Below are 20,334 nucleotides of genomic sequence, written 5' to 3'. Positions count from 1 at the left end.
CCTAGTCGCCGCTGGCGGCGGCCGGCTGCGGCCGCCCGGCCGTCGCCTTCGGCTGCCACGAGACCGCGACATCGCCGGCCATGAAAGTCTGGCATGCCAGCCGGAAGCCATCGGCCAGTTCCGCTTCCGTCAGCAGCTTCCGTTCCTTCGGCTTGACCGCATCGGTATGCTCGCGGCCTTGCTCGATGCGGCATTTGCAGGTGCCGCACAGGCCGCCGCCGCATTTGAACGGGATGCCACCCTGTTCGCGCAGCGACACGCGCAGCAGGTTGCTGTTGACCGGTGCAGTGACGGTCTTGCCGTGGTTGGTGAGGAAGGTGATCTGGATCATGGCGATAGATGCCTGGCGTTGCAGGCGTGAGGCTTCAGGAGCGGCCGTCCACGGTGACCGGCGCGGGCACCAGGGCGATGTCCATGCTGCCGAAGCTGGCCAGCTGGTGCAGCGCGTCGCGGGCGGCTTCGAGCGTGGCGTACTTGTCGAGGAAACGCGTCGAGACCAGGTTGACGATGCCGGGCGGCGTTTCCTCCCGGATGCGGACCCTGGTCTCCGCGGCCAGCTCGGCAATGACGAAGCGGGCGGTGGCCTTGCCGTAGAAGAGGTAGTCGTAGGCCTCGACGGCGGTCAGGCCGTCGGTGGGCTCGGTACGGAACTGGCCGGGGCGGCTGGTCAGCAGCACGAACATGTCAGGCCCCCGCGCTTGCCCCGGCCAGCGCGGCCGCGGCCGGCACATCGTCCTGGGCCAGTTCGACGTCATGCTCGATCCACAGCTGGCAGGCCAGCCGGTAGCCTTGTTCGAGCCGTTCGCCAAGCTGCTTCTTTTCCTTCCAGTTGGGCGGCGGCAGGTGCTCCGCGCCGGCGATCACGCGGCACGCGCACTTCGAGCATTTGCCCATGCCGCATTCGTAGCGCAGGTTGGGGTAGGGGAACTGCCGGATGCCGGCGCGGACCACCAGGTTGGTGCTGGGGCCGACCTCGCCGGTAAAGGTCTGGCCGGACTTGTGCAGGATGACTTTTGGCATCGTTGGTCTGGGCAAGGATCACGAAATCAGGGCAGGGAAAACGTCGCGGTGCTGCGTCCGCCTACGACCACAGCACCATCGCCGCCACGGTGGAGCAGGCCAGCCCGATCAGCACCGGGATCAGCAGCGCGCGCACCGCTTCGAGCACCGGCACGCGGGCAAAGCCGGCCACCGCGATCAGAGACGACCACGCCACCAGCGTGCCGCCGCCGGTCCAGACCGCGCCCATCTGGCCGACCGCCGCCAGCGTTGCGGGGTCGAAGCCGACCACCGGGCCCAGTGCGCCGGCCAGCGTGCCGGTCAGCGGCAGGCCGGCGAAGCCGGAGCCGTCGATGCCGGTGATCATGCCGACCAGCAGCACGCCGAAGGCGACCAGCATGTGGTTGTCGGGGATCAGGTGCTGGTAGGCCTGGATCAGCTCGAACAGCAGGCTGGGCGCCTTGCCCGGCGGCAGGCCAAGGATGTGCGCCGCGGTCTCGCCGGCGCCGACGAAGAAGAAGCCCGCGATCGGCAGCACCGACCCCATGGCCTTGAAGGCAAAGACAAAGCCGTCGGTGATGTGCTCGGGGCAGACATCCAGCATGCGGCGCGGGCCTTCCGCGGCCAGCGTCGCCAGCATCATCAGCACCGCGGCGACCCCGCCCACCAGCGCGGCGGCCTCGCCGCCCTTCAGGTCCTGCACCCCGGCGCCGAGCTTGGGCAGCACCATCACGGCGACCACCGCAAGAAAGGCCAGCGGCGTCACGATGGCAAAGCACTTGGACCACTTCACCCGCCGCCGCGCGACCATCGACAGGCTGGCTTCGATATTGCTGTCGGTGGCGAGCGGTTCGGCGTGGGCGGTGCCCTTCGCGATCTCGGCCTTGTCGAAGGTGATGCCGCCATCGATGGCTTCGGCGCTGCCGCCGGCGCGCGCCTGCCAGCGATCGAGCAGGGTGCCGCAGGCCGGCACGATGTGCTTGCGCATCGACAGGTAGGCCAGGCACAGCGCAATGCCGCCGGTGATCAGCGACAACGCCAGCGCGCGGTCGGCCACCACCGCCGCGCTGACCGCCGCGCCGGCGGCCTTGGCGCTGATGCCTGGCGCGACGCCGATCACATAGTCCGACGACAGCGCCATGCCCTGCCCGGCGATGGCAATCGCCATCGCGCCCGCCAGCGGCGGCAGCCCGGCAGCGATCGCGGCCGGCAGCAGGATGGCCGACACCAGCGGCACCGCCGGCGTTGGCCAGAAGAACAGCGAGATCAGGTAGGTGATGCCGGCCAGGATAAAGAACGCGGAATGCCCGTTCTTCATCACCACGCGGAAGGGCTCGACCATGCGGATGTCGGAGCGCAGCGTCTTGAGCGCATTGAGCAGCGCCGTCATGAAGGCGATCACCAGGAAGATGTTGAACAGCTCCCGCGCGGCGACCAGGCTGGCCGAAAACACCCCGGCCAGCGCCGACACCGGGCTGCCGGTCAGCGCAAACACGACCAGCGCGGTGCCGACGATCGACGGGACGACGACATTGGCGCGCAGGATCATCGTCAGCACGATGACTGCTACCCCTGACAGATAGATCCAGTGCGCGGCACCGATCACGACGTGTTGTGACATGAAGACTCCCTGGGGGCGGAGGGGTTGGGGGCGATTTCACCGGACTGCGTTGGTCCGTGACGGTATACTATATTCCAGCGTAGTTCCGCGCCAAGCGATTTTTCGTCCGGACTTACGCGGACTCCGGTTCGGTGCAATGTGGCTGTAGGCCGCACATTTACGGGGATTAACCGGTCGTCGAGGGCTTTTCGATGGTGCATCGGTTGCCCCGGAAGTTGCCTACGGTCATGTCAATAAGTAGACTGTATACAGATTAGGTCCACTGAAAACCGGTGATGCACTCCCGCCGCCCCGCCGCCATGTTGTTCCCCTGCCCATGACCGACGCCATGCCCGCCGCCTTGCTGACGTTGCTGCCTCCAGGTCTTTCTGCTCCGGACTACCTGTGGATGGGCGCGCTCATCCTGGCCGGCGCCTGCCTGCAGGGGGTAGGCGGGATCGGCTTTGCGATGCTGTGCGCGCCGCTGGGCGCGATCTTTTTTCCGGAACTGGTGCCTGGGCCGCTGCTGGCGATGGGGTGCTGCCTGTCGCTGATGGGGGCGCTGCGCGAGCGCGAAGCCATCGTCTGGCCGGTGGCGGGCTTTGCCCTGGTGGGGCGGGCAGTCGGCGGCGCGGCCGCGGTGCTGACCATGGCCTGGCTGGCGCCGGGGCCGCTGGCGGTGCTGTTCTCGCTGTCGATCCTGGCCGCGGTGGCGCTGAGCCTGCTCGGCTGGCGGCTGCTGCCGGGTGCCCGCAACGTGGTGATCGCCGGCACGCTGTCCGGCTTCATGGGGACCATTACCTCGGCCGGCGCGCCGCCGTTCGCGCTCGTCATGCAGCACATGCCGCCCGCGCCGATGCGCGCGACCATGGGCTGCATCCTGTCGGGCGGCGCCGTGCTGTCGCTGGCCATGCTGACGCTGGCCGGGCGCTTCGGCACGCCGCAGCTTTTACTGGCGCTGGCGCTCGCGCCGTTCCTGCTGGCCGGTTTCGCGCTGTCGAACCGGCTGCGCGGGCGCGTTTCCGCCCACACCGTGCGCCGCTTGCTGCTGGGCCTGTGCGCGGCCGGCGCGCTGGGCGTGCTCGGCCGCGCGGCGTTTGCCTGAGGCGGCGTGCCCACGCGGATTTCCTGGCTTTCCCAACCAACCCACCAGCGGAGTTTCCATGCAGCACATCACAGACGCCATGATCGACGCCCATGTCACCCCGGAAGCTGCCCTCGAGGTCATGGCGTCCGCGTTTTCCAGCTTCGGGCGCGGCGATGCCGCGATGCAGGCGCGGATCCGCACCGAGGCGGGCGGCGTCAAGCTGTCGACGCTGGGCGCGGTGATCCCGCAGCAGGGCGTGGCCGGCGCCAAGGTCTACACCACCATCAACGGCCAGTTTTCCTTCGTCATCCTGATCTTCTCGTCCGCAGACGGTCGCCCGCTCGCTTCGCTCGACGCCGGCGCCATCACGCGGCTGCGCACCGCGGCCTGCACCACGCTGGCGGCGCAACGGCTGGCCTGCGCCGGCGCACGCACGCTGGCCTTGTTCGGTGCCGGCACGCAGGGCGCGCAGCACGCGCGCCAGCTCAGCGCCGCACTCGGACTCGCGCGCATCCTGGTGTCCGATCCGCATGCCGACGCCGGCATGCCGGAACGGCTGTCGGCGCAGTGCGGCATTCCCGTTGCGCTGGCCGAGCCCGATGCCGCGGTGGCCGAGGCCGACATCATCGTCACGGCCTCGCGCGCCACCACGCCGCTGTTCTCCGGTGCGGCGATCCGGCCAGGCGCGTTCGTCGCCGCGATCGGCTCGAGCCTGCCCCACACGCGCGAGCTCGACGACACCGCGCTGCGCCGCGCCGCCGCCGTGGTGGTGGAGTGGCGGCCGCAATCGACCCGCGAGGCCGGCGATATCGTGCTGGCCGGTCCCGGCGCGCTGCCGCCGGAAAAAATCGTCGAACTGGCCGACGTGGTGCTCAGCAAGGTGTCGCCGCGGCAGCGCGATGACGACATCGTGATCTACAAGTCGGTCGGCGTGGGACTGGAAGACGTCGCACTGGCGGGATACGCATGGTCGCGCATCGCGGGCGGGGCGGTTCGCCGCGCCGACTGACGCTCGCGGCGCCGACGCTCTCGGGTAAACACTGACGTGACGAGTCAACAGAGCCCTTGTCGGCGTTGATCAACTGTATATAGTATACAACCATGCCGGGACGGCATCGAAGCAGGCTTTTCCGGCATCCCACCCACTCGCATCGCCCCACACCGACAACCAGGAGCCCGTCATGGCCGAACTGATGAACCGCGAAGCATTCCGTGCCGCCCTCGAACAAGCGATCAAAGGCAAGAGCGCCAACCAGGCGCCGTTCAGCGTGGCCTGGGCCAGCGGCAAGCTGACCCGCGCCCATCTCGCGCGCTGGGCCGAGAACCACTACCACTACGTCGGGCCGTTCGCGGATTACCTTGGCTACATCTATGCGCGCACGCCGGACCGCTATACCGAAGCCAAGGACTTCCTGCTGGCCAATATGTACGAGGAAGAGATCGGCGGCGACCGCCACACCGACCTGCTGATCCGCTTTGCCGAAGCCTGCGGCACCACGCGCGAACGCGTGATCGACCCGGACAATATGTCGCCTACCACGCGCGGCCTGCAGAGCTGGTGCTACGCGGTGGCGATGCGCGAGGACCCGATCGTGGCCGTGGCCGGCCTGGTGGTGGGGCTGGAATCGCAGGTGCCGTCGATCTACCGCAAGCAGACGCCGACGCTGCGCGACAAGTACCAGTTCACCGACGAAGAGGTCGAGTTCTTCGACCTGCATATCGTCTCGGATGAGATCCACGGCGAGCGCGGCTACCAGATCGTGCTGGAGCACGCCAATACGCCGGAACTGCAGCAGCGCTGCCTGAAGATCTGCGAGATCGGCGCGCAGATGCGCCTGCTGTACACGACCGCGCTCTATCACGACTACGTCGAGCAGGAGCTGCCGCTGCCCGAACTGGACATGGCGGCCTGAGCGGCGCCACGCAACGGGATCGACGATGACTGTGTTCCTCAACCATATCGACGGCGAATGGACGGCCTGCCAGTCGGGCCGGACCTTCGACAACGTCAACCCGGCCGACACCGCCGACATCGTGGGCCGCTTCCAGGCGTCGTCCGCGGTGGACGCGCAGGCGGCCGTGGCGGCCGCGGCAGCGGCCTTTGCCGGCTGGAAGAAGACGCCGGTCGGCAAGCGCGCGGCCATGCTCAACCGCGCCGCGGACCACCTCGAAGCCAATGCCGACAGCATCGCGGCCGAACTGACGCGCGAGGAAGGCAAGGCGCTGGCGCTGGCGCGCGACGAGGTGCTGCGCTCGGCCCAGACGCTGCGCTTCTATGCCGTGGAAGGGCAGACCTTCACCGGCGAGGTGTATCCCAACGACGATCCCGACCAACTGGTCTACAGCCAGCGCGAGCCGCTCGGGGTGGTGACGGTGATCGCGCCGTGGAACTTCCCGGTGTCGATTCCCGCGCGCAAGATCGCGCCGGCGCTGATTACCGGCAACACGGTGGTGTTCAAGCCGTCGTCCGAGGCGCCGCTGTCGGGCTATCGCCTGGCCGAGGCGCTGGTCCAGGCCGGGCTGCCCAAGGGCGTGCTCAACTTCATCACCGGCAGCGCCGGCGAGATCGGCGCCGCCATCACCGAGGCGCCTGCGGTGCGCGCGATCTCGTTCACCGGCTCGTCGCGCGCGGGCGAGCAGATCCACCGGGCGGTGCCGCTGACCACGCGCACACAGATGGAACTGGGCGGCAAGAACCCGCTGATCGTGATGGAGGATGCCGACCTCGACCGCGCGGTCGACCTGACCATCAAGGGCGGCTTCTCGCTGTCGGGGCAGGCGTGCACCGGCACCAGCCGCGTGCTGGTGGCCGAAGCCGTGAAGGCGGCGTACACCGAACGCCTGCTGGCGAAAGTCGCCACGCTCAAGCTCGGCAGCGGCATGACGCCGGGGATGGATCTCGGGCCGCTGGCCTCGCACAAGCAGCTGGAAACGGTGCTGCGCTACATAGACATCGGCAAGGCCGAGGCGACGTTGTTGTGCGGCGGCGCGCGGCTGAGCGGCGGCGACTACGACAAGGGCTACTACGTCGCGCCGACCGTGTTTGCCGACGTGACCCCGCGGATGCGGATCGCGCGCGAGGAGATCTTCGGCCCGGTGATCGCCATCCTCGGGTTCACTGACTATGCCGACGCCATCGCCAAGGCCAACGATACCGAATACGGCCTGGCTGCCGCCATCGTCACCAGCAACCCGCGCTACATCCACCACTTCGCCAACGACATCGAGGCGGGCACGGTCAAGATCAACCGCACCACTACCGGCAACCTGGTCAACGCGCCGTTCGGCGGGCTGAAGCGGTCGAGCACGTCGACCTTCCGCGAATCGGGCCGCACCGGGCTGGAGTTCTATACGCAGGTCAAGACCGTCTACCGGGGCGCATGAGCCCGTCCCGCAGCAAGGAGTCATCGTCATGAAGAAAGCCATCAAGCTGGAACTGCGCGAAGCGCGCCATATGGTTGCCGCCGCGATCCGGCGCTCGGAAGAGATCGGCGTGCTGGAGTCGATCTGCGTGGTCGACGAGGGCGGCTATCCGCTCGCGCTCGAGCGCATGGACGGCGCCCGCATCACCGGTCCGCAGATCGCGTGGAACAAGGCGTTCACCGCCGCCGGCCACAAGCGCTCGACGCACCTGTTCACCACGCCGCCGAACGGGCCGGCGCTGCCCGGCAACGAGGCCTTCGGTATCCAGTGGAGCTTCGAGGGCAAGTTCGCCGCCTTTGTCGGCGGCTTCCCGATCGTGGTTAACGACGAAGTGATCGGCGGCATCGGCCTGTCCGGCGGCAACGGCGAGCAGGACACGCAGGCCGGCCTGGCCGCGCTGCAGGCGCTGGCCGAACTGCTGGCAGCGCAGGACCTGCGCGTGCTGGTGCAGGCCGACATCAAGAAATAAGCACGCTTGCCGGGGAGGTTCCATGTCGTACCGCATCCAGGTCGCCGAAACGGAGCAGGTCTTCTTTGTCGAGCGCGGCGAGACGCTGCTGCAGGCCGCGCAGCGCGCCGGCGTTGCCTTGCGCCACGACTGCCAGCTGGGCGGCTGCGGCACCTGCCGCATCCGCCTGCTCGACGGACAGGTGCGCTACGACGAGGAACCGTTCGGCCTGGCCCCCGACGAGGCCGCTGCCGGCTTCGCGCTGGCATGCCAGGCGCAGCCGCAGGCCGACCTGGTCATCAGCACGGCGCGCGACGACGAAGCCTGCGCCGAACCGGCACGCCATCGCGCGGTGGTGCGGGCGGTGCGCCAGCTGTCGGCCGACGTCATGCACGTCGCGCTCGAGGTGCCTGGCGCGGGTGCGCTGGACTACCGACCTGGCCAGTATCTGAAGCTGTTGAGCGGCGAAGGACTCGCGCGCAGCTTCTCGATGGCTTCGCTGCCGCGCGACGGGCGCATCGACCTGCACGTGCGGCGCATTCCCGGCGGCGCCTTTACCGATGGCATCCTGCCGCGCATGCGCGCCGGCGATGCGATCGAGGTGGAGTTGCCGCTGGGCGCCTTCTTCTACCGCGCGAGCGACTACCGGCCGCTGCTGATGGTGGCCACCGGCACCGGGCTGGCACCGATCAAGGCTATCCTGGAATCGCTGATGGACGATCCCGACTGTCCGCCGGTGTCGTTGTACTGGGGCATGCGGCAGGCGCAGGACCTGTACCTGGACCGCGAGATCGCGGCCTGGGGCGAGCGGCTCTACGAGTTCCGTTACGCGCCGGTGCTGTCGCGCGCCGGCGCGGACTGGCAGGGCCGGCGCGGCTATGTGCACGACGCGGCGCTGGCCGACCTGGGCGACCTGAGCGAATACGCGATCTACCTGTGCGGCTCGCCCGACATGATCCGTGACGCGCGTGCCGCCTTTCTCGCGCATGGGGCCAGTCCCGGCCACCTGTACGCCGACAGCTTTACGTTCCAGCACCCTTGTTAAGACATGGCGGTAGGCATAAACGGCTGGTATACAATGACGCCAGCCTCTCCGCTTACGCCTCTGCCGACCCATGTCCCTCACTCCGCCTCCTGCCGCGCACGCCGAGCCGCTGAGCCTCGGTGCCAGCCACTCGCCGTTGTTCGCCCTTGTCACCGACAAGCTGCGCGAAGGCATCCTGAACGGCAAATACGCCCCGGGCGAACGGCTGGTGGAGAACAAGCTTTCGGCGGAGCTGGGCGTATCGCGCATCCCGGTGCGCGAGGCGCTGCGCGCGCTCGCCAGCGAAGGGCTGGTGGTGATCGAGCCGCGCCGCGGCGCGACCGTGGCCAGCCTGTCGCCGGTGATTGCGCGCGAGATGGTCGAAGTACGCGCCACGCTGGAGGGGCTTAACGCCAAGCTCGCCGCGCAGCGGCGCGACCCGGCGCTGGTGGCGGAGCTGGAAACCGTGTTGCGGCAGGGCATGGAGGCCGCGGCCCAGGGCCGCGCGGATGAGCTGCTGGCGCTCAATACGCGCTTCCACGAGGTGCTCGGCACCATCGCGGCCAACAGCGTGCTGCAGGAAATGATGCGTTCGCTGCGCGAGCGCACCGCAGTGCTGTTCGGCCCGGCCAACGTGGTGCGCGCGCGCCAGAACTGGGACGAGCACGCGCAGATCCTGCAGGCGGTGATCGCCGGCGACGCCGACCTCGCGGCACTGCTGGCCGCGCGCCACGTCTACAGTGCCGCCAAGGCTGCTGACCTGCCGGTGGAAGGGCAGGGCAGCGCGGCGCAGGCGGCCTGAGCGCGCCGGCTGCCTTCTCTCGGCCGCTCCGTCGTTGCCCCGGCAGCCCGGCCGTATCCCGGACCTGCATGCATGGATGCCCTTGAGCAGGGCATGACGTGCCCCGATATGACGCACTGCACCAATTAAGTGTATACTGTAGTCATTCAAGGTCATGAGATTTGCCATGCAGTCGTCCGAACAACGCTACCTTTCGCAACCCGTCGGCCAGCAGTTGCTCGGCCACTTTGCCGCGCGCGATGCGGTGCGCCATGCCACCCCGCTGGTGCCGCTGCGGCTGCGCGATATCGGCCGCTTTTTCCTTGCGCTGGGCGGCCGTGCGCCTCGCCGCGGCCATTGCTGACCCTTGCTGAATGACGCGCGGCGGAGCCCCGCCGCGCGCCCTGGCTGTTCCCGCCTTCCTCCCTGGCACGCGTCCTGCGGGCCATTTGTTCCGGTCATCCCAAAACCTTCGCACGCCGCCCGCGCGGTGTCCGCTCGCGCATTGTCCTTGCACTGCGCGCGATACGGAATATAGTATACCAACGAAGACGAAGCACGCCTGAGCCCCTGACATGCCCCCCACCGCGCCGCGCGAGCGCGGATCACGACAAGGAGCCGATGTGAACTTGCCGGACTGGACGACTGGCGGCTTTCCGCCGCTATGGGAGGTGGCACAGCGGCTTGCCGCTGGCACGGTGTCGTCGGAGCATCTGGTGGATGCCTGCGAGGCGGCGCAGCGGCAATGGCACGGCACCATCAATGCGCTGGTGCTATCGGATTTCGATGCGGCCCGCGCGGCCGCGCGCGACAGCGACCAGCGCCGCCGTGCCGGGCACGCGCGCGGCATGCTCGACGGCGTGCCGTTCTCGGTCAAGGAGTCGTTCGACGTCGCGGGCTGGCCCACCACCTGCGGCAATCCGGCCCTGCGCAATCAGGTGCCCGGGCGCGACGCGGTGGTAGTGCAGCGGCTGCGCGACGCCGGCGCGATCTTGCTCGGCAAGACCAACGTCCCGCTCGGCCTGCGCGACTGGCAGAGCTATAACGCGATCTACGGCACCACCCGCAACCCGCACGATCCGACCCGCACGCCGGGCGGCTCGTCGGGCGGCAGCGCCGCGGCGGTCTGCGCCGGCCTGTCGTTCTTCGACGTGGGTTCCGACATCGGTTCCTCGCTGCGCAATCCGGCGCACTACTGCGGCATTTTTTCGCTCAAGCCGAGCCACGGGCTGGTGCCGCTGGCCGGCCACGGCACCGGTGACGCGCGCTTCGGCGAGCAGGACATCAATGTCGCCGGCCCGCTGGCGCGCAGCGCGCGCGACCTGGAACCGGTATTGCGCGTGATCGCGGGCCCGGACGGTGACGACGCGCTGCCATACCGCCTGCAGTGGCCGGAATGCCCGCACCGCCGGCTCGCCGATTTCCGCATCGCCGTGCTGCCCACCCATGCCCAGGCCGAAGCGGACCGCGAGGTCGCCGCGCAGATCGAGCAGCTGGGCCACTGGCTGGCGGAGCAAGGTGCCCATGTCGGCTGGCATGAACGGCCAGACTTCGACCCCGGCGAGTTGTGGCATGCCTACGTGACGCTGCTGCGCGCCACCACCTCGGTGCACATGGACGACGCGGCCTTCGCCGATGCGCTGGCCCGCAGTGCCACCGCCACCGCCGGCGATCATGACTACGCGACCCTGCAGTACACCGGCGCGACGCTGCGCCACCGCGACTGGCTGCGCCTGCAGGTGGCGCGCGAACGCTTTGCCGCCGCATGGCGCAGCTTCTTCACCCGCTATGACGTGCTGCTGTGCCCGGCCGCCGCCACCACGGCGTTTGCGCTCGACGAGGCCGGCGAGCCGTGGCAACGCACGCTCACCGTCAACGGCCGCCCGCAGCGGATGACCACGCAGTTGTTCTGGGCCGGCCACTCCGGGCTTTGCGGATTGCCCTCCGCCGTGGCGCCGATCGGGCCCGGTGCCGGCGGGCTGCCGGTCGGGGTGCAGATCGTCGCCGGCCGCTACCAGGATCTCACCGCCTTGCGCTTTGCCTGCCTGCTGGAGGAAGCAGGCTATGCGTACCGGCCGCCAGTGCCGCCGCAGTCAGCGGCGGACCACAACTGACCACAACCAACCACAACACATCACACACCACAGGGGAGGGGATCATGTTCGATTGGTTCCGTGATTTGTCGCGCATGGAGCGCAAGGGATTCTATGGCGCGTTCCTGGGGCATGCGGTCGACGTGTTCGACTTCATGATCTATTCCTTCCTCATCTCCACGCTGCTGGGGCAGTGGGGCATGAGCAAATCGACGGCCGGGGCGATCGTCACCTGGACGCTGGTGTCGTCGCTGGTCGGGGCTATCGGCGCCGGCATCCTGGCCGATCGCTACGGCCGCGTGCGCGTGCTGCGCTGGACCATCATCGTGTTCGCGGGCGCCTGCTTCCTGTGCGGGCTGGCGCAGTCGCCGGAGCAGCTGATGGTATTCCGCATGATCCAGGGGTTGGGGTTCGGCGGTGAGTCGTCGCTGTGCATGGTGCTGGTGACCGAGATGATTCGCAACCCGGCGCACCGCGGCAAATACTCGGGCTTTACCGCGAGCAGCTATTCCTTCGGCTGGGGTGCGGCGGCGATCGTGTATGCGATCACGTTCAGCGTGCTGCCGGCGGAGACGGCATGGCGCGTCTGCTTCTTCCTCGGCATCCTGCCGGCGCTGGTCGTGATCTACCTGCGCCGCAACCTCGAAGAGCCCGAGATCTTCCTGAAGAGCCGCGCCGCCGGCAACCAGGGTTCGGCGCTGGCGGGGCTGGGCCGGCTGTTCCGCGGGCCTCTGCTGGCCAAGACGCTGCTGTGCAGCCTGCTGTCCGGCGGCATGCTGGGGGCGTACTACGCCATCGCCACGTGGCTGCCAACCTTCCTCAAGACCGAGCGCGGGCTGTCGGTGTTCGGCACCAGTTCCTACCTGACCGTCACCATCATCGGCTCGCTGGCCGGCTACGTGGCGGGCGCCTATGCCACCGACCGCTGGGGCCGGCGGCTGACCTACATCGTATTCGCCGCGGGCGCGTTCATCGCCGCGCTGGTCTACATGGTGATCCCGGTGTCCAATACCTCCATGCTGTTCCTCGGCTTCCCGCTGGGTGTGCTGATGCAGGGCGTGTTTGCCGGCATCGGCGCAACCATTGCCGAGTCCTATCCCAACGATATCCGCGCGACCGGGTATGGCGTCTCGTACAACGCGGGCCGCGTGATCGGCTCGCTGTTCCCGCTGTCGGTGGGATGGCTCAGTTCGGGGCACACCTCGCTGCCGACCGCGATCGCGATCGTCGCGGGGATCGGCTATGCGATGGTGGTGGTGGCCGCGGCGCTGCTGCCCGAAACCACTGGCATGGACCTGGAGCAGGCGGGCGGCAGCGGCGGCAAGGAAGACGCCGCGCCGCTGGCGCGGCCGGCGGGGACGGTGGCCTGAACCAGCACTTGGCTGAAGGTGCCGGCAAGGCCGATCGGCTGCAGGTCGCGCGCTGAAGCGCGCGGCCGCATGGCTTGCCACACGCATTTCGAGATGGCCGGCAGCAGCACCAAGCTGACCCGCAAAAGGCGACGTTCCAGCAGCGTCGAACCGGTCGCCCATGAACGCGTGTCGCGTTGGGCCCGGAAGTTCGTACGCAAACGGCAGGTCCTGTATGATTATTAGATAATGTACGCGTAACGCGTACTACGCTAAAAATCAAACGTCTTTCATGTGATGTATACGACGCCTGCAGACAACGAAATCCTGCTTCATGCTGCCGCCAGCGCTTTCCGTACCGCGACTGCGCTGCACGCGGAGGCCGTGCCGGCATCGATGCGCGTCGACCAGCAGGACGGCTCGATGCGTTTCGATTTGGGCGCAGGCGGCAGCTGCACTTTGCCGGTCATGGTGCGGCGCGTGGTGGATCGTTTCGCCGCCGTGACCCCGATCGTGGAATTGCAGCATCGGCTTGGGCAGAAGGTGCTGCTTGTCACGTCATACGTGTCCCCCGACATGGCCGAGCGCCTGCGCAGCCATGACATCCCCTTCATCGATACCGCGGGCAACGTTTCCCTGCGCTTGCCCAGTGCATTGCTGTACGTGGTGGGCCGCCGCGCGCCGGCTGGCGGCGTGCCGCAGCGACGCGCACGGACTGCCAGCCCCAAGCAGCTGGCAGTCCTGTTTGCACTGATCGCGAACCCTGGGTTGCTGAACGCTCCGTACCGGTCCATCGCCAACGCGGCCGGCGTTGCGCTGAGCACCGTCAATCTTGCACTGGACGACCTGCTCAAACGCAGCCTGGTAGGGGCCGGCGATGACGGCAAGCGTCGCTTCATTGACTGGGCGCGTGTCGTCGACGAATGGGCGACGCTTTATCCGTTGCGGCTCCGGCCGAAACTCGCGAGCAAGCGATTTAGCGCAACGCGGCCCGATTGGTGGCAGGGCATCGACCTTCAACGATACGACGCCGTCCTTGGAAGCGAGGCGGCAGCAGAGAAGCTCGCGCATAATCTGCGGGCCGAGCGCATCACGCTGTACGCGGGTTCGGCGACACCTCGCGAACTCATCCTCGACGCGAGGCTGAAGGCAGACCCTGGCGGCGAGGTGGAGATCGTGCAGCGCTTCTGGCCAGCGGGGCTTGCGCTGGCGACGGAAGTGGCGCCCACCGTTGGGCACCCGGTGCTCGTGTATGCCGACCTGCTCGAGACCGGAGAATCGCGTAATGTCGAGGCCGCGCGACAGATAAGAGAACAGTACCTTGCCTATCCTCCATGAAATTCCGGCGGCGCGGCCGATCGACGCCGAAAGCAAGGCTTTGCTGGGCGACCTGGACGCCGTCGCGCGACAGCTTGGCATCTCCTACTTCGTTGGTGGTGCGACCGCCAGGCAAGTGATCCTCGAGAATGTCTTCGGCAACCGGCCGGCGCGGCGCACATATGACATCGACATTGGGATCTGCATTGCCGACTGGGCCGAGCACGAAGCGCTGCGACGGCAACTGGTCGCTACCGGCCGATTTCAAACGGTCGACAAGAACGCCCACAAACTGACCTATCACCTCGGCGGCGAACGTGTAATGGTGCTCGATATCATTCCGTTCGGGGCCATAGAGAGGCCCGCTGCGAGCATCGCGTGGCCGCCGGCCATGGATACCGTGATGAACGTCGCAGGCTTTCGCCAGGCCTTTGATGCGGCGATTCACATCGTTGTCGATGACGGACTGACTGTCGCGTTTGTCTCGCTGCCGGGGCTGGCAATGCTCAAGCTGCTTGCATGGCACGACCGTCATCGTGACGACAGGCGCGACGCCACGGACCTGTTGACCTTGTTATGCAGCTATGAAGCAGCCGGCAACCAGGACCGGCTATACCAGCAGGAAGCTGCCCTGCTGGAGCAATATGGCTTCGACCTCGACATCGCCGCAGCAGGGCTGCTTGCGCGCGATGCCGCTGCACTGGCTCGCGGCGACGTCGCAGTGACGAGGCAACTTGTTGCCATGCTCGGCGACGACATTGTCTTTAGTCGGCTGCTCGAGCACATGGCGTTTGGCGACCACCAGCCAGTGCACGGCGACAGCCTGGACCCGAAGCGGGTCTATCCGCGCATGCACGCGTTCCGGGCGGAGTTCTTGTCAATGCTGGGATCCAATCTGTCCTGACCGCAGGCGCAGCCGGAGGCGAGGGCGGCTTTCCTCAGCGCGCCCACGAAGTCAACGCCGGCAGCATCAAACTGACCCCGATCCCGATCAGCACCCCGAACGCGACACGCCGCGTCGTGGTGGGCGAGAACGGCGGCGGAAAGCGCCGGCCCAGCAGTGTGGCAATCACTACCACCGGCACCCCGAGAGCGGCCTGCAGCCAGATCGTGGCATCGAGTTGCCCTTGCCAGGCCGAGAACAGCGTGCGCACGGACGAGGTCACGGTGAACACCAGGATCAGCGCGCAGCGGATCTCCACCGGCTTCATCGGCTGCCGGTAGAACTGGAAGATCAGCGGCGGGCCGGAAACGCCGAACATGCCGCTCAGCAAGCCGCCGAAGACGCCGCTCATGAAGAAGCTGCCGTCGCCGGAGCGTTGCGGCAGCGGCTCGGGTTTGAAGGCGGCGCTGAGGCCGCCGTACAGGATCACCGCGCCAAGCAGCAGTTGTAGTAGCGTGGCGGCGGTGCTGCTCAGGTATTCCAGCACCAGCACGCCGACCAGCACCGAAGGGAGGATGCCGATCGCCGCCGCGCCCACGGCGCGCCAGTCGATGTGCTGGAACTTGCCGGGCAGCGCGCAGGCGCTGTTGGCCAGCGTCACCAGGCTGACCACGGCGGCGACGGTGGCAACCGGCGCCAGACCTAGCCCGCTGGTGGCGCCCATCACGATCATGCCGAGGCCAAAGCCGGTCACCGTCTGGAAATAGGTGCCGGCACCGAGCAAGGCCTGCAGGCCCAGCAGCGGCAACAACAGTTCTGCCTTCATGCCGCCGCCTGCTCGCCTTTGGGGGCCTGCGCCGCGGTGGCTTGCGCCTGGACCACGGTGACGGCGATGACATGGAACACGTCGTCGGCGCTGCAGCCGCGCGAGAGATCGTTGGCCGGCTTGTTCAGGCCCTGCAGCATCGGGCCGATGGCCTTGGCGCCGCCGACGCGCTCGGCCAGCTTGTAGCCGATATTGCCGGCTTCGAGGCTGGGGAACACCAGCACGTTGGCGTGGCCGTTGACCTGCGAATGCGCGACCTTGCGCGCCGCGATCTCGGCGACGATGGCGGCATCGAGCTGCACGTCGCCGTCGATGGCCAGGCCGGGGCGCTGCGCGCGCACGCGCTCGGTCGCGGCCACGACCTTGTCCACCGCGGCGTGGTGGGCGCTGCCGCTGGTCGAGAACGACAGCATCGCCACGCGCGGCTCGTCGTTCAGCAGGGCGCGCGCGCTGTCGGCGGCGGCCATGGCGATATCGGCCAGGGCCTCGGCATCCGGGTCGACCACCAGTCCGCAGTCAGAGAAGATCAGCCCGCCCTTGAGCGTGTGGAACGGCTCGCACAGCATCATCAGGAAGAAGCTCGACACCAGCCGGAAGCCCGGCGCCAATCCGATCAGCTGGATCGCGTTGCGCACCACGTCGGCGGTGGTGTGGGCGGCGCCAGCGACCGAACCATCGGCATGGCCCAGGCGCACCATCAGGTTGGCGAAGCACAGCGGATCCAGTACGGCGCGTTTGGCTTCGTCAAGCGTCATGCCCTTTTTCTGGCGCAGGGCAAAGAGCTGCTGCGCGAAGGCGGGCGTCAGCGCGGAGGTGGCGGGGTCGACCAGCGTCATGCCATCGAGCGCGATGCCGTGGATGGCCGCGGCGGCGTTGATCTGGCGCGGGTTGCCAACCAGCACGATGCGCGCGATGCCTTCCTGCGTGGCGCGTTGCGCGGCCAGCAGGATGCGCGGGTCTTCGGCCTCGCACAGCACGATGCGGCGGGGGGCGGCGCGGGCGCGGTCGATGATGCGGAGGATGGGTTTCATGGTGGTTGGCTCGGTAAAACTGAAAAAAGGGCCGTAGCCCTTGTGATGCTGGTGGTTGGCTCCCTCTCCCGCAAGCGGGAGAGGGAGCACACCGTCGCAAGCGAGGGTTGTGCAAGCTCAGGATCAGACGTAATCCTTGTACTTGTCCAGGTAACGCACCGGCTTGGCCAGCGCATCGCGGCGGAACGGGTCGCCCAGTTCGCGGGTGCACATGATCTCGATGATGGTGGTCTTGCCGTGGTTCATCTGCAGGTCGATGGCGCGCTTCAGTGCCGGGCCCACGTCTTCCAGTCGGTCCACCACGATGCCTTCGGCGCCCATGGCCTTGGCGATCTCGGCGAAGCTCTGGTTGTCGAGCTCGCCCGCGACGAAGCGGCGGTTGTAGAAGTCCACCTGGTTCTTCTTCTCCGCGCCCCACTGGCGGTTGTGGAACACCACTGCGGTCACCGGGATGTTGTGGCGCACGCAGGTCATGGTTTCCATCAGGCTCATGCCCCAGGCGCCGTCACCGGCGTACGACACGGCCGGGCGGTGCGGTGCCGCGACCTTGGCGCCGATGATGGTGGGGAAGGCGTAGCCGCAGTTGCCCCAGCTCATTGCCGCGAAGAAGCTGCGCGGCTTTTCGAAGCGCAGATAGCTGTTGGCCACCGAGTTGATGTTGCCGATGTCGGTGGACACCATCACGTCTTCCGGCATGGCCTTTTCCAGCTCGCGCAGCACCTGGCGCGGGTGCAGGTAGTGGCCGCCGGTGGGCGTGCGCTCGTTCTTCTGCTCTTCGATCATGTCCAGGCTGTACGGGTCGCGCTCGTGCGTCCAGTCGTCCAGCTCCTTCTCCCACGCCGCCTTCTCGTTGGCGATGTCGGTGGCGCGGCCGTCGCGGGTGGCGTCGCAGGCGAGCGTGCGGCCGGCCAGGCGCTGGGTCAGCGCGATCGCGGCGGCCTTGGCGTCGCCGCAGATGCCCACCGAGATCTTCTTCACCAGGCCCAGCATCTTGTGGTCGGCATCGATCTGGATGATCTTGGCGGTCTTGGGCCAGTAGTCCATACCGTGTTGCGGCAGCGTGCCGAACGGCCCCAGGCGCGAGCCCAGCGCCACCACCACGTCGGCGCGCGAGATCAGCTTCATCGCCGCCTTCGAGCCCTGGTAGCCCAGCGGGCCGCACCACAGCGGGTGGCTGGCGGGGAACGAGTCGTTGTGCAGGTAGCTGTTGACCACCGGCGCGCCCAGGCGCTCGGCCAGGGCCTTGCATTCTTCGATGGCATCGGCCATCACCACGCCGCCGCCGGAGATGATCACCGGGAACTTGGCGTTGGCCAGCAGTTCGGCCGCTTCGTTCAGGCTCTGCTCGCCGCCGGGGCCGCGATCAAGGTTCTGCGGCTTCGGGATCTCGGCGGTGATCTTGCCGTAGAAGTGGTCGCGCGGGATGTTCAGCTGGGTCGGGCCCATTTCGGCCTTGGCGCGGTCGAAGCAGCGCGCGGTGAACTCGGCCATGCGCGCCGGGTTGGTGACGTGGCCCTGGTACTTGGTGAACTCCTGGAACATCGGCAGCTGGTTGGCCTCCTGGAAGCCGCCCAGGCCGATGCCCATGGTGCCGGCCTCGGGGGTGACGATCACCACGGGGCTGTGGGCCCAGTACGCGGCCGCGATGGAGGTCACGCAGTTGGAAATGCCGGGGCCGTTCTGGCCGATCACCACGCCGTGGCGGCCCGACACGCGGGCGTAGCCGTCGGCCATGTGGCCGGCGCCCTGCTCGTGCACCACCGGGATCAGGCGGATGCCGGCGGGCGCGAAGATGTCCATCGCGTCCATGAAGGCCGAGCCCATGATGCCGAACATGTCGGTCACGCCGTTGGCGGCCAGCGTTTCGACAAAGGCTTCGGACGGGGTCATGGTCTGCGGGCCGGCCGGCACCTGGCTGTCCTTCGCGGCGGCCGAGCCACCGGAAACGGCGGGATTCGAGGTGGTTTCGAGGTCGCGCATGGCGTTGTCTCCTGATGAGGTGTTATAAAGTGGAACAAGGCGTTCCGGAAAATTGCTTGTTGGGGGAAATGTAGGCGCAAGACTTCCGTTGGTCAATAGGAAGTTTTGGTTTACGGAATGAAATTGATAAAAAAATGAGACAGAAGGCCTTTATGGGTGCCTTATGCAGCATTTATTGGGGGGTGAAGCGCCAGCGACCGAAGCGCGGCAGCCACCGGCAGGCAAGACGCCCAGCGGTGGCGGCTAAGAAATCGGGATGTCGCTGAGGCGGACCGCACGCGGATCGGTGCGGGCTGGTGGCGGCAGTTCAGTGAATGAAGCCGCCCTTGACGAAGCGCACCGGCTCGGCGTCCATGCGCAGCAGCAGCGCGGTCAGCCCGTCGGCCGCAGGCGAGGGCGAGCGTGGCATGCCGGTGGTCGGACCCGACACGCACACCAGGTCTGCGTCGGACCATGGCCGGCCAGGCGTGCCGCGCGCGCGCAGCCAGCCGGCGCGGTCGGCCAACAGCTGGGTGCCGGCCAGCTGCGCAAGGGGTTGGCCAGAGATGGCCGCGATCACCTGCCAGGCCTGCGCGGAGGCCGCGGTGCAGCCGGCGCGGAAGGCCGGCACCTGCGCCGGCGGGCGGCCGTCGGGCGTGACCAGCACGGTCAGGAAGCGGGGATCGTCGTATGGCAGCGCAGTGGCGCCATCGACCGCCACCAGCCGCACGCGCTGCCCGCCGCGCCATACGGACAGCGCTATCGGCGCGGCACCGGCGCAGCGGACCGCCATCTCCGGCAGCTGCAGCGGTACGGGCCAGTTGCCGGCGCTGTCGCTGCCGGCGGATAGCGCCTTCATGTAATCGATCACGGCCCAGGCCTCATGATCGCCAAGCCGGTCGCGGAAGGCGGGCATGGTGGGCCGGCCGCGCCGGTCGCGCATGCCGGCCAGCACGTGCCAGAACAGCTCGCCGTCGGCGCGTCGCGCCAGCAGCGGGCCGGCCAGCGTGGGCGGCCACACCGCCAGGCCGGCGGCGAGCGGCCCTTCGCCGCGTCCGTCCGTGCCGTGGCAGCTGGCGCAATGCTGCGCATAGACGCGCGCGCCCAGGGCAATGGTGTCGACCGAAAAACGCGCCGGGCTGGCGTGGAAGCTGGTCGGTGCGGCCGGCACGAACAGCAGCGATGTGCTGGGCCACGGCGCCGCCACCAGTGCCAGCGCGCCGGCTGCAAGCAGCACGCCGCGGCGGCGCCAGGCCAGCGCCAACGCCACGGCCAGCACCGCAACCGCCAGGGCGCACAGGGTCAGGCCGAGCTGGCGTGCCAGGCCCAGGTCGATCAGCAGGGTCTCGCCGGCCACGCGCCGCGCCCACGGCCATGCGGGCTGGCCGTGGCTGTCGCCGGTCAGGCCCAGCGCATGCCAGAGCGACAGCAGGCCGCGCTGCAGCGCCTCGACCAGCACCAGCAGCGCATTCAGCCAGGCCTGCGGCGGCGGGCCGCTCATCGGGCGGCCCGCG

General features: G+C 68.2%; 20 protein-coding genes. 12 read left to right on the top strand and 8 right to left on the bottom strand.

What is annotated here, in order from left to right; all coding sequences use genetic code 11:
• Position 1: 1 nt before the first annotated feature.
• The 4 genes from GA0116996_RS10035 to GA0116996_RS10020 all read right to left on the bottom strand — a co-directional run bounded on the left by GA0116996_RS10035 (position 2) and on the right by GA0116996_RS10020 (position 2,620).
• Positions 2-331 carry a 2Fe-2S iron-sulfur cluster-binding protein gene (locus tag GA0116996_RS10035; RefSeq protein ID WP_092310163.1) on the bottom strand — a complete coding sequence of 110 codons (330 nt, stop codon included), beginning with the start codon at positions 329-331 and terminating at the stop codon, positions 2-4.
• A gap of 34 nt (positions 332-365) precedes the next feature.
• Positions 366-683, bottom strand: coding sequence for a ferredoxin (locus tag GA0116996_RS10030; protein WP_092310160.1), 318 nt, complete (start codon positions 681-683; stop codon positions 366-368).
• A 1-nt stretch (position 684) separates the two neighbouring features.
• Positions 685-1,020, bottom strand: a complete 336-nt coding sequence (locus GA0116996_RS10025) for a 2Fe-2S iron-sulfur cluster-binding protein (RefSeq protein ID WP_092310157.1) — start codon at positions 1,018-1,020, stop codon at positions 685-687.
• A gap of 61 nt (positions 1,021-1,081) precedes the next feature.
• Positions 1,082-2,620 carry a hypothetical protein gene (locus tag GA0116996_RS10020; RefSeq protein WP_092310154.1) on the bottom strand — a complete coding sequence of 513 codons (1,539 nt, stop codon included), beginning with the start codon at positions 2,618-2,620 and terminating at the stop codon, positions 1,082-1,084.
• Between the two features lie 388 nt (positions 2,621-3,008).
• Here GA0116996_RS10020 and GA0116996_RS10015 point away from each other — a divergent pair, with 388 nt between their 5' ends.
• From GA0116996_RS10015 to GA0116996_RS09965, 12 genes are all read left to right on the top strand, one after another.
• The gene (locus tag GA0116996_RS10015) at positions 3,009-3,704 is read left to right on the top strand and encodes a sulfite exporter TauE/SafE family protein (protein WP_092310151.1); all 696 of its coding nucleotides are present in this window, start codon (positions 3,009-3,011) and stop codon (positions 3,702-3,704) included.
• A gap of 58 nt (positions 3,705-3,762) precedes the next feature.
• Positions 3,763-4,695 (top strand): ornithine cyclodeaminase family protein, encoded by a 933-nt coding sequence (locus GA0116996_RS10010; protein ID WP_092310149.1) that lies wholly within the window; start codon positions 3,763-3,765, stop codon positions 4,693-4,695.
• Positions 4,696-4,867: 172 nt separating this feature from the next.
• Positions 4,868-5,599: an iron-containing redox enzyme family protein gene (locus GA0116996_RS10005; RefSeq protein WP_092310146.1), complete on the top strand. Its 732-nt coding sequence runs from the start codon at positions 4,868-4,870 to the stop codon at positions 5,597-5,599.
• Between the two features lie 25 nt (positions 5,600-5,624).
• Positions 5,625-7,070 (top strand): aldehyde dehydrogenase family protein, encoded by a 1,446-nt coding sequence (locus GA0116996_RS10000; RefSeq protein ID WP_092310143.1) that lies wholly within the window; start codon positions 5,625-5,627, stop codon positions 7,068-7,070.
• Between the two features lie 28 nt (positions 7,071-7,098).
• On the top strand, positions 7,099-7,578 hold the full coding sequence (locus tag GA0116996_RS09995; RefSeq protein ID WP_092310140.1) for a GlcG/HbpS family heme-binding protein: 480 nt from the start codon (positions 7,099-7,101) through the stop codon (positions 7,576-7,578).
• Positions 7,579-7,600: 22 nt separating this feature from the next.
• Positions 7,601-8,602 (top strand): 2Fe-2S iron-sulfur cluster-binding protein, encoded by a 1,002-nt coding sequence (locus GA0116996_RS09990; RefSeq protein WP_092310137.1) that lies wholly within the window; start codon positions 7,601-7,603, stop codon positions 8,600-8,602.
• Between the two features lie 70 nt (positions 8,603-8,672).
• On the top strand, positions 8,673-9,383 hold the full coding sequence (locus GA0116996_RS09985) for a GntR family transcriptional regulator (protein WP_092310133.1): 711 nt from the start codon (positions 8,673-8,675) through the stop codon (positions 9,381-9,383).
• A 166-nt stretch (positions 9,384-9,549) separates the two neighbouring features.
• On the top strand, positions 9,550-9,726 hold the full coding sequence (locus GA0116996_RS28250; RefSeq protein ID WP_165835205.1) for a hypothetical protein: 177 nt from the start codon (positions 9,550-9,552) through the stop codon (positions 9,724-9,726).
• A 259-nt stretch (positions 9,727-9,985) separates the two neighbouring features.
• On the top strand, positions 9,986-11,476 hold the full coding sequence (locus GA0116996_RS09980; RefSeq protein WP_092310130.1) for an amidase: 1,491 nt from the start codon (positions 9,986-9,988) through the stop codon (positions 11,474-11,476).
• A gap of 44 nt (positions 11,477-11,520) precedes the next feature.
• Entirely contained in the window at positions 11,521-12,825 is a 1,305-nt protein-coding gene (locus tag GA0116996_RS09975) for an MFS transporter (RefSeq protein WP_092310127.1), read from the top strand.
• Between the two features lie 276 nt (positions 12,826-13,101).
• A complete protein-coding gene (locus tag GA0116996_RS09970) occupies positions 13,102-14,142 on the top strand; it encodes a type IV toxin-antitoxin system AbiEi family antitoxin (protein WP_092310124.1) in 1,041 nt (346 codons plus the stop codon).
• Complete coding sequence (locus GA0116996_RS09965) at positions 14,126-15,025, top strand: nucleotidyl transferase AbiEii/AbiGii toxin family protein (protein ID WP_092310121.1); 900 nt, start codon at positions 14,126-14,128, stop codon at positions 15,023-15,025. The genes GA0116996_RS09970 and GA0116996_RS09965 overlap by 17 nt, the downstream gene beginning before the upstream one ends.
• Positions 15,026-15,059: 34 nt before the next feature.
• Here the strand turns inward: GA0116996_RS09965 and GA0116996_RS09960 are convergent, their stop codons facing one another.
• From GA0116996_RS09960 to GA0116996_RS09945, 4 genes are all read right to left on the bottom strand, one after another.
• Positions 15,060-15,830: a sulfite exporter TauE/SafE family protein gene (locus tag GA0116996_RS09960; RefSeq protein WP_092310118.1), complete on the bottom strand. Its 771-nt coding sequence runs from the start codon at positions 15,828-15,830 to the stop codon at positions 15,060-15,062.
• Positions 15,827-16,861, bottom strand: coding sequence for a phosphate acetyltransferase (gene pta / locus GA0116996_RS09955; RefSeq protein WP_092310115.1), 1,035 nt, complete (start codon positions 16,859-16,861; stop codon positions 15,827-15,829). Before pta ends, GA0116996_RS09960 begins: the two co-directional genes overlap by 4 nt.
• 123 nt (positions 16,862-16,984) lie before the next feature.
• Complete coding sequence (gene xsc / locus GA0116996_RS09950) at positions 16,985-18,751, bottom strand: sulfoacetaldehyde acetyltransferase (protein ID WP_092311180.1); 1,767 nt, start codon at positions 18,749-18,751, stop codon at positions 16,985-16,987.
• Positions 18,752-19,148: 397 nt separating this feature from the next.
• Positions 19,149-20,321 carry a c-type cytochrome gene (locus GA0116996_RS09945; protein ID WP_092310112.1) on the bottom strand — a complete coding sequence of 391 codons (1,173 nt, stop codon included), beginning with the start codon at positions 20,319-20,321 and terminating at the stop codon, positions 19,149-19,151.
• Positions 20,322-20,334: the final 13 nt, after the last annotated feature.

The sequence above is a fragment of the Cupriavidus alkaliphilus genome, assembly GCF_900094595.1.
Classification (GTDB): Bacteria; Pseudomonadota; Gammaproteobacteria; order Burkholderiales; family Burkholderiaceae; genus Cupriavidus; species Cupriavidus alkaliphilus.
Note: the sequence above shows the minus strand (reverse complement) of the source record. Positions and strands in the feature narration are given on the sequence as shown.

Excerpts from the sequence above, each read along its gene's own strand:
- GA0116996_RS10035 (WP_092310163.1), bottom strand. The coding sequence starts at position 331 with ATGATCCAGATCACCTTCCTCACCAACCACGGCAAGACCGTCACTGCA.
- GA0116996_RS10030 (WP_092310160.1), bottom strand. The coding sequence starts at position 683 with ATGTTCGTGCTGCTGACCAGCCGCCCCGGCCAGTTCCGTACCGAGCCC.
- GA0116996_RS10025 (WP_092310157.1), bottom strand. The coding sequence starts at position 1,020 with ATGCCAAAAGTCATCCTGCACAAGTCCGGCCAGACCTTTACCGGCGAG.
- GA0116996_RS10020 (WP_092310154.1), bottom strand. The coding sequence starts at position 2,620 with ATGTCACAACACGTCGTGATCGGTGCCGCGCACTGGATCTATCTGTCA.
- GA0116996_RS10015 (WP_092310151.1), top strand. The coding sequence starts at position 3,009 with ATGGGCGCGCTCATCCTGGCCGGCGCCTGCCTGCAGGGGGTAGGCGGG.
- GA0116996_RS10010 (WP_092310149.1), top strand. The coding sequence starts at position 3,763 with ATGCAGCACATCACAGACGCCATGATCGACGCCCATGTCACCCCGGAA.
- GA0116996_RS10005 (WP_092310146.1), top strand. The coding sequence starts at position 4,868 with ATGGCCGAACTGATGAACCGCGAAGCATTCCGTGCCGCCCTCGAACAA.
- GA0116996_RS10000 (WP_092310143.1), top strand. The coding sequence starts at position 5,625 with ATGACTGTGTTCCTCAACCATATCGACGGCGAATGGACGGCCTGCCAG.
- GA0116996_RS09995 (WP_092310140.1), top strand. The coding sequence starts at position 7,099 with ATGAAGAAAGCCATCAAGCTGGAACTGCGCGAAGCGCGCCATATGGTT.
- GA0116996_RS09990 (WP_092310137.1), top strand. The coding sequence starts at position 7,601 with ATGTCGTACCGCATCCAGGTCGCCGAAACGGAGCAGGTCTTCTTTGTC.
- GA0116996_RS09985 (WP_092310133.1), top strand. The coding sequence starts at position 8,673 with ATGTCCCTCACTCCGCCTCCTGCCGCGCACGCCGAGCCGCTGAGCCTC.
- GA0116996_RS28250 (WP_165835205.1), top strand. The coding sequence starts at position 9,550 with ATGCAGTCGTCCGAACAACGCTACCTTTCGCAACCCGTCGGCCAGCAG.
- GA0116996_RS09975 (WP_092310127.1), top strand. The coding sequence starts at position 11,521 with ATGTTCGATTGGTTCCGTGATTTGTCGCGCATGGAGCGCAAGGGATTC.
- GA0116996_RS09970 (WP_092310124.1), top strand. The coding sequence starts at position 13,102 with ATGTATACGACGCCTGCAGACAACGAAATCCTGCTTCATGCTGCCGCC.
- GA0116996_RS09960 (WP_092310118.1), bottom strand. The coding sequence starts at position 15,830 with ATGAAGGCAGAACTGTTGTTGCCGCTGCTGGGCCTGCAGGCCTTGCTC.
- pta (WP_092310115.1), bottom strand. The coding sequence starts at position 16,861 with ATGAAACCCATCCTCCGCATCATCGACCGCGCCCGCGCCGCCCCCCGC.
- xsc (WP_092311180.1), bottom strand. The coding sequence starts at position 18,751 with ATGACCCCGTCCGAAGCCTTTGTCGAAACGCTGGCCGCCAACGGCGTG.
- GA0116996_RS09945 (WP_092310112.1), bottom strand. The coding sequence starts at position 20,321 with ATGAGCGGCCCGCCGCCGCAGGCCTGGCTGAATGCGCTGCTGGTGCTG.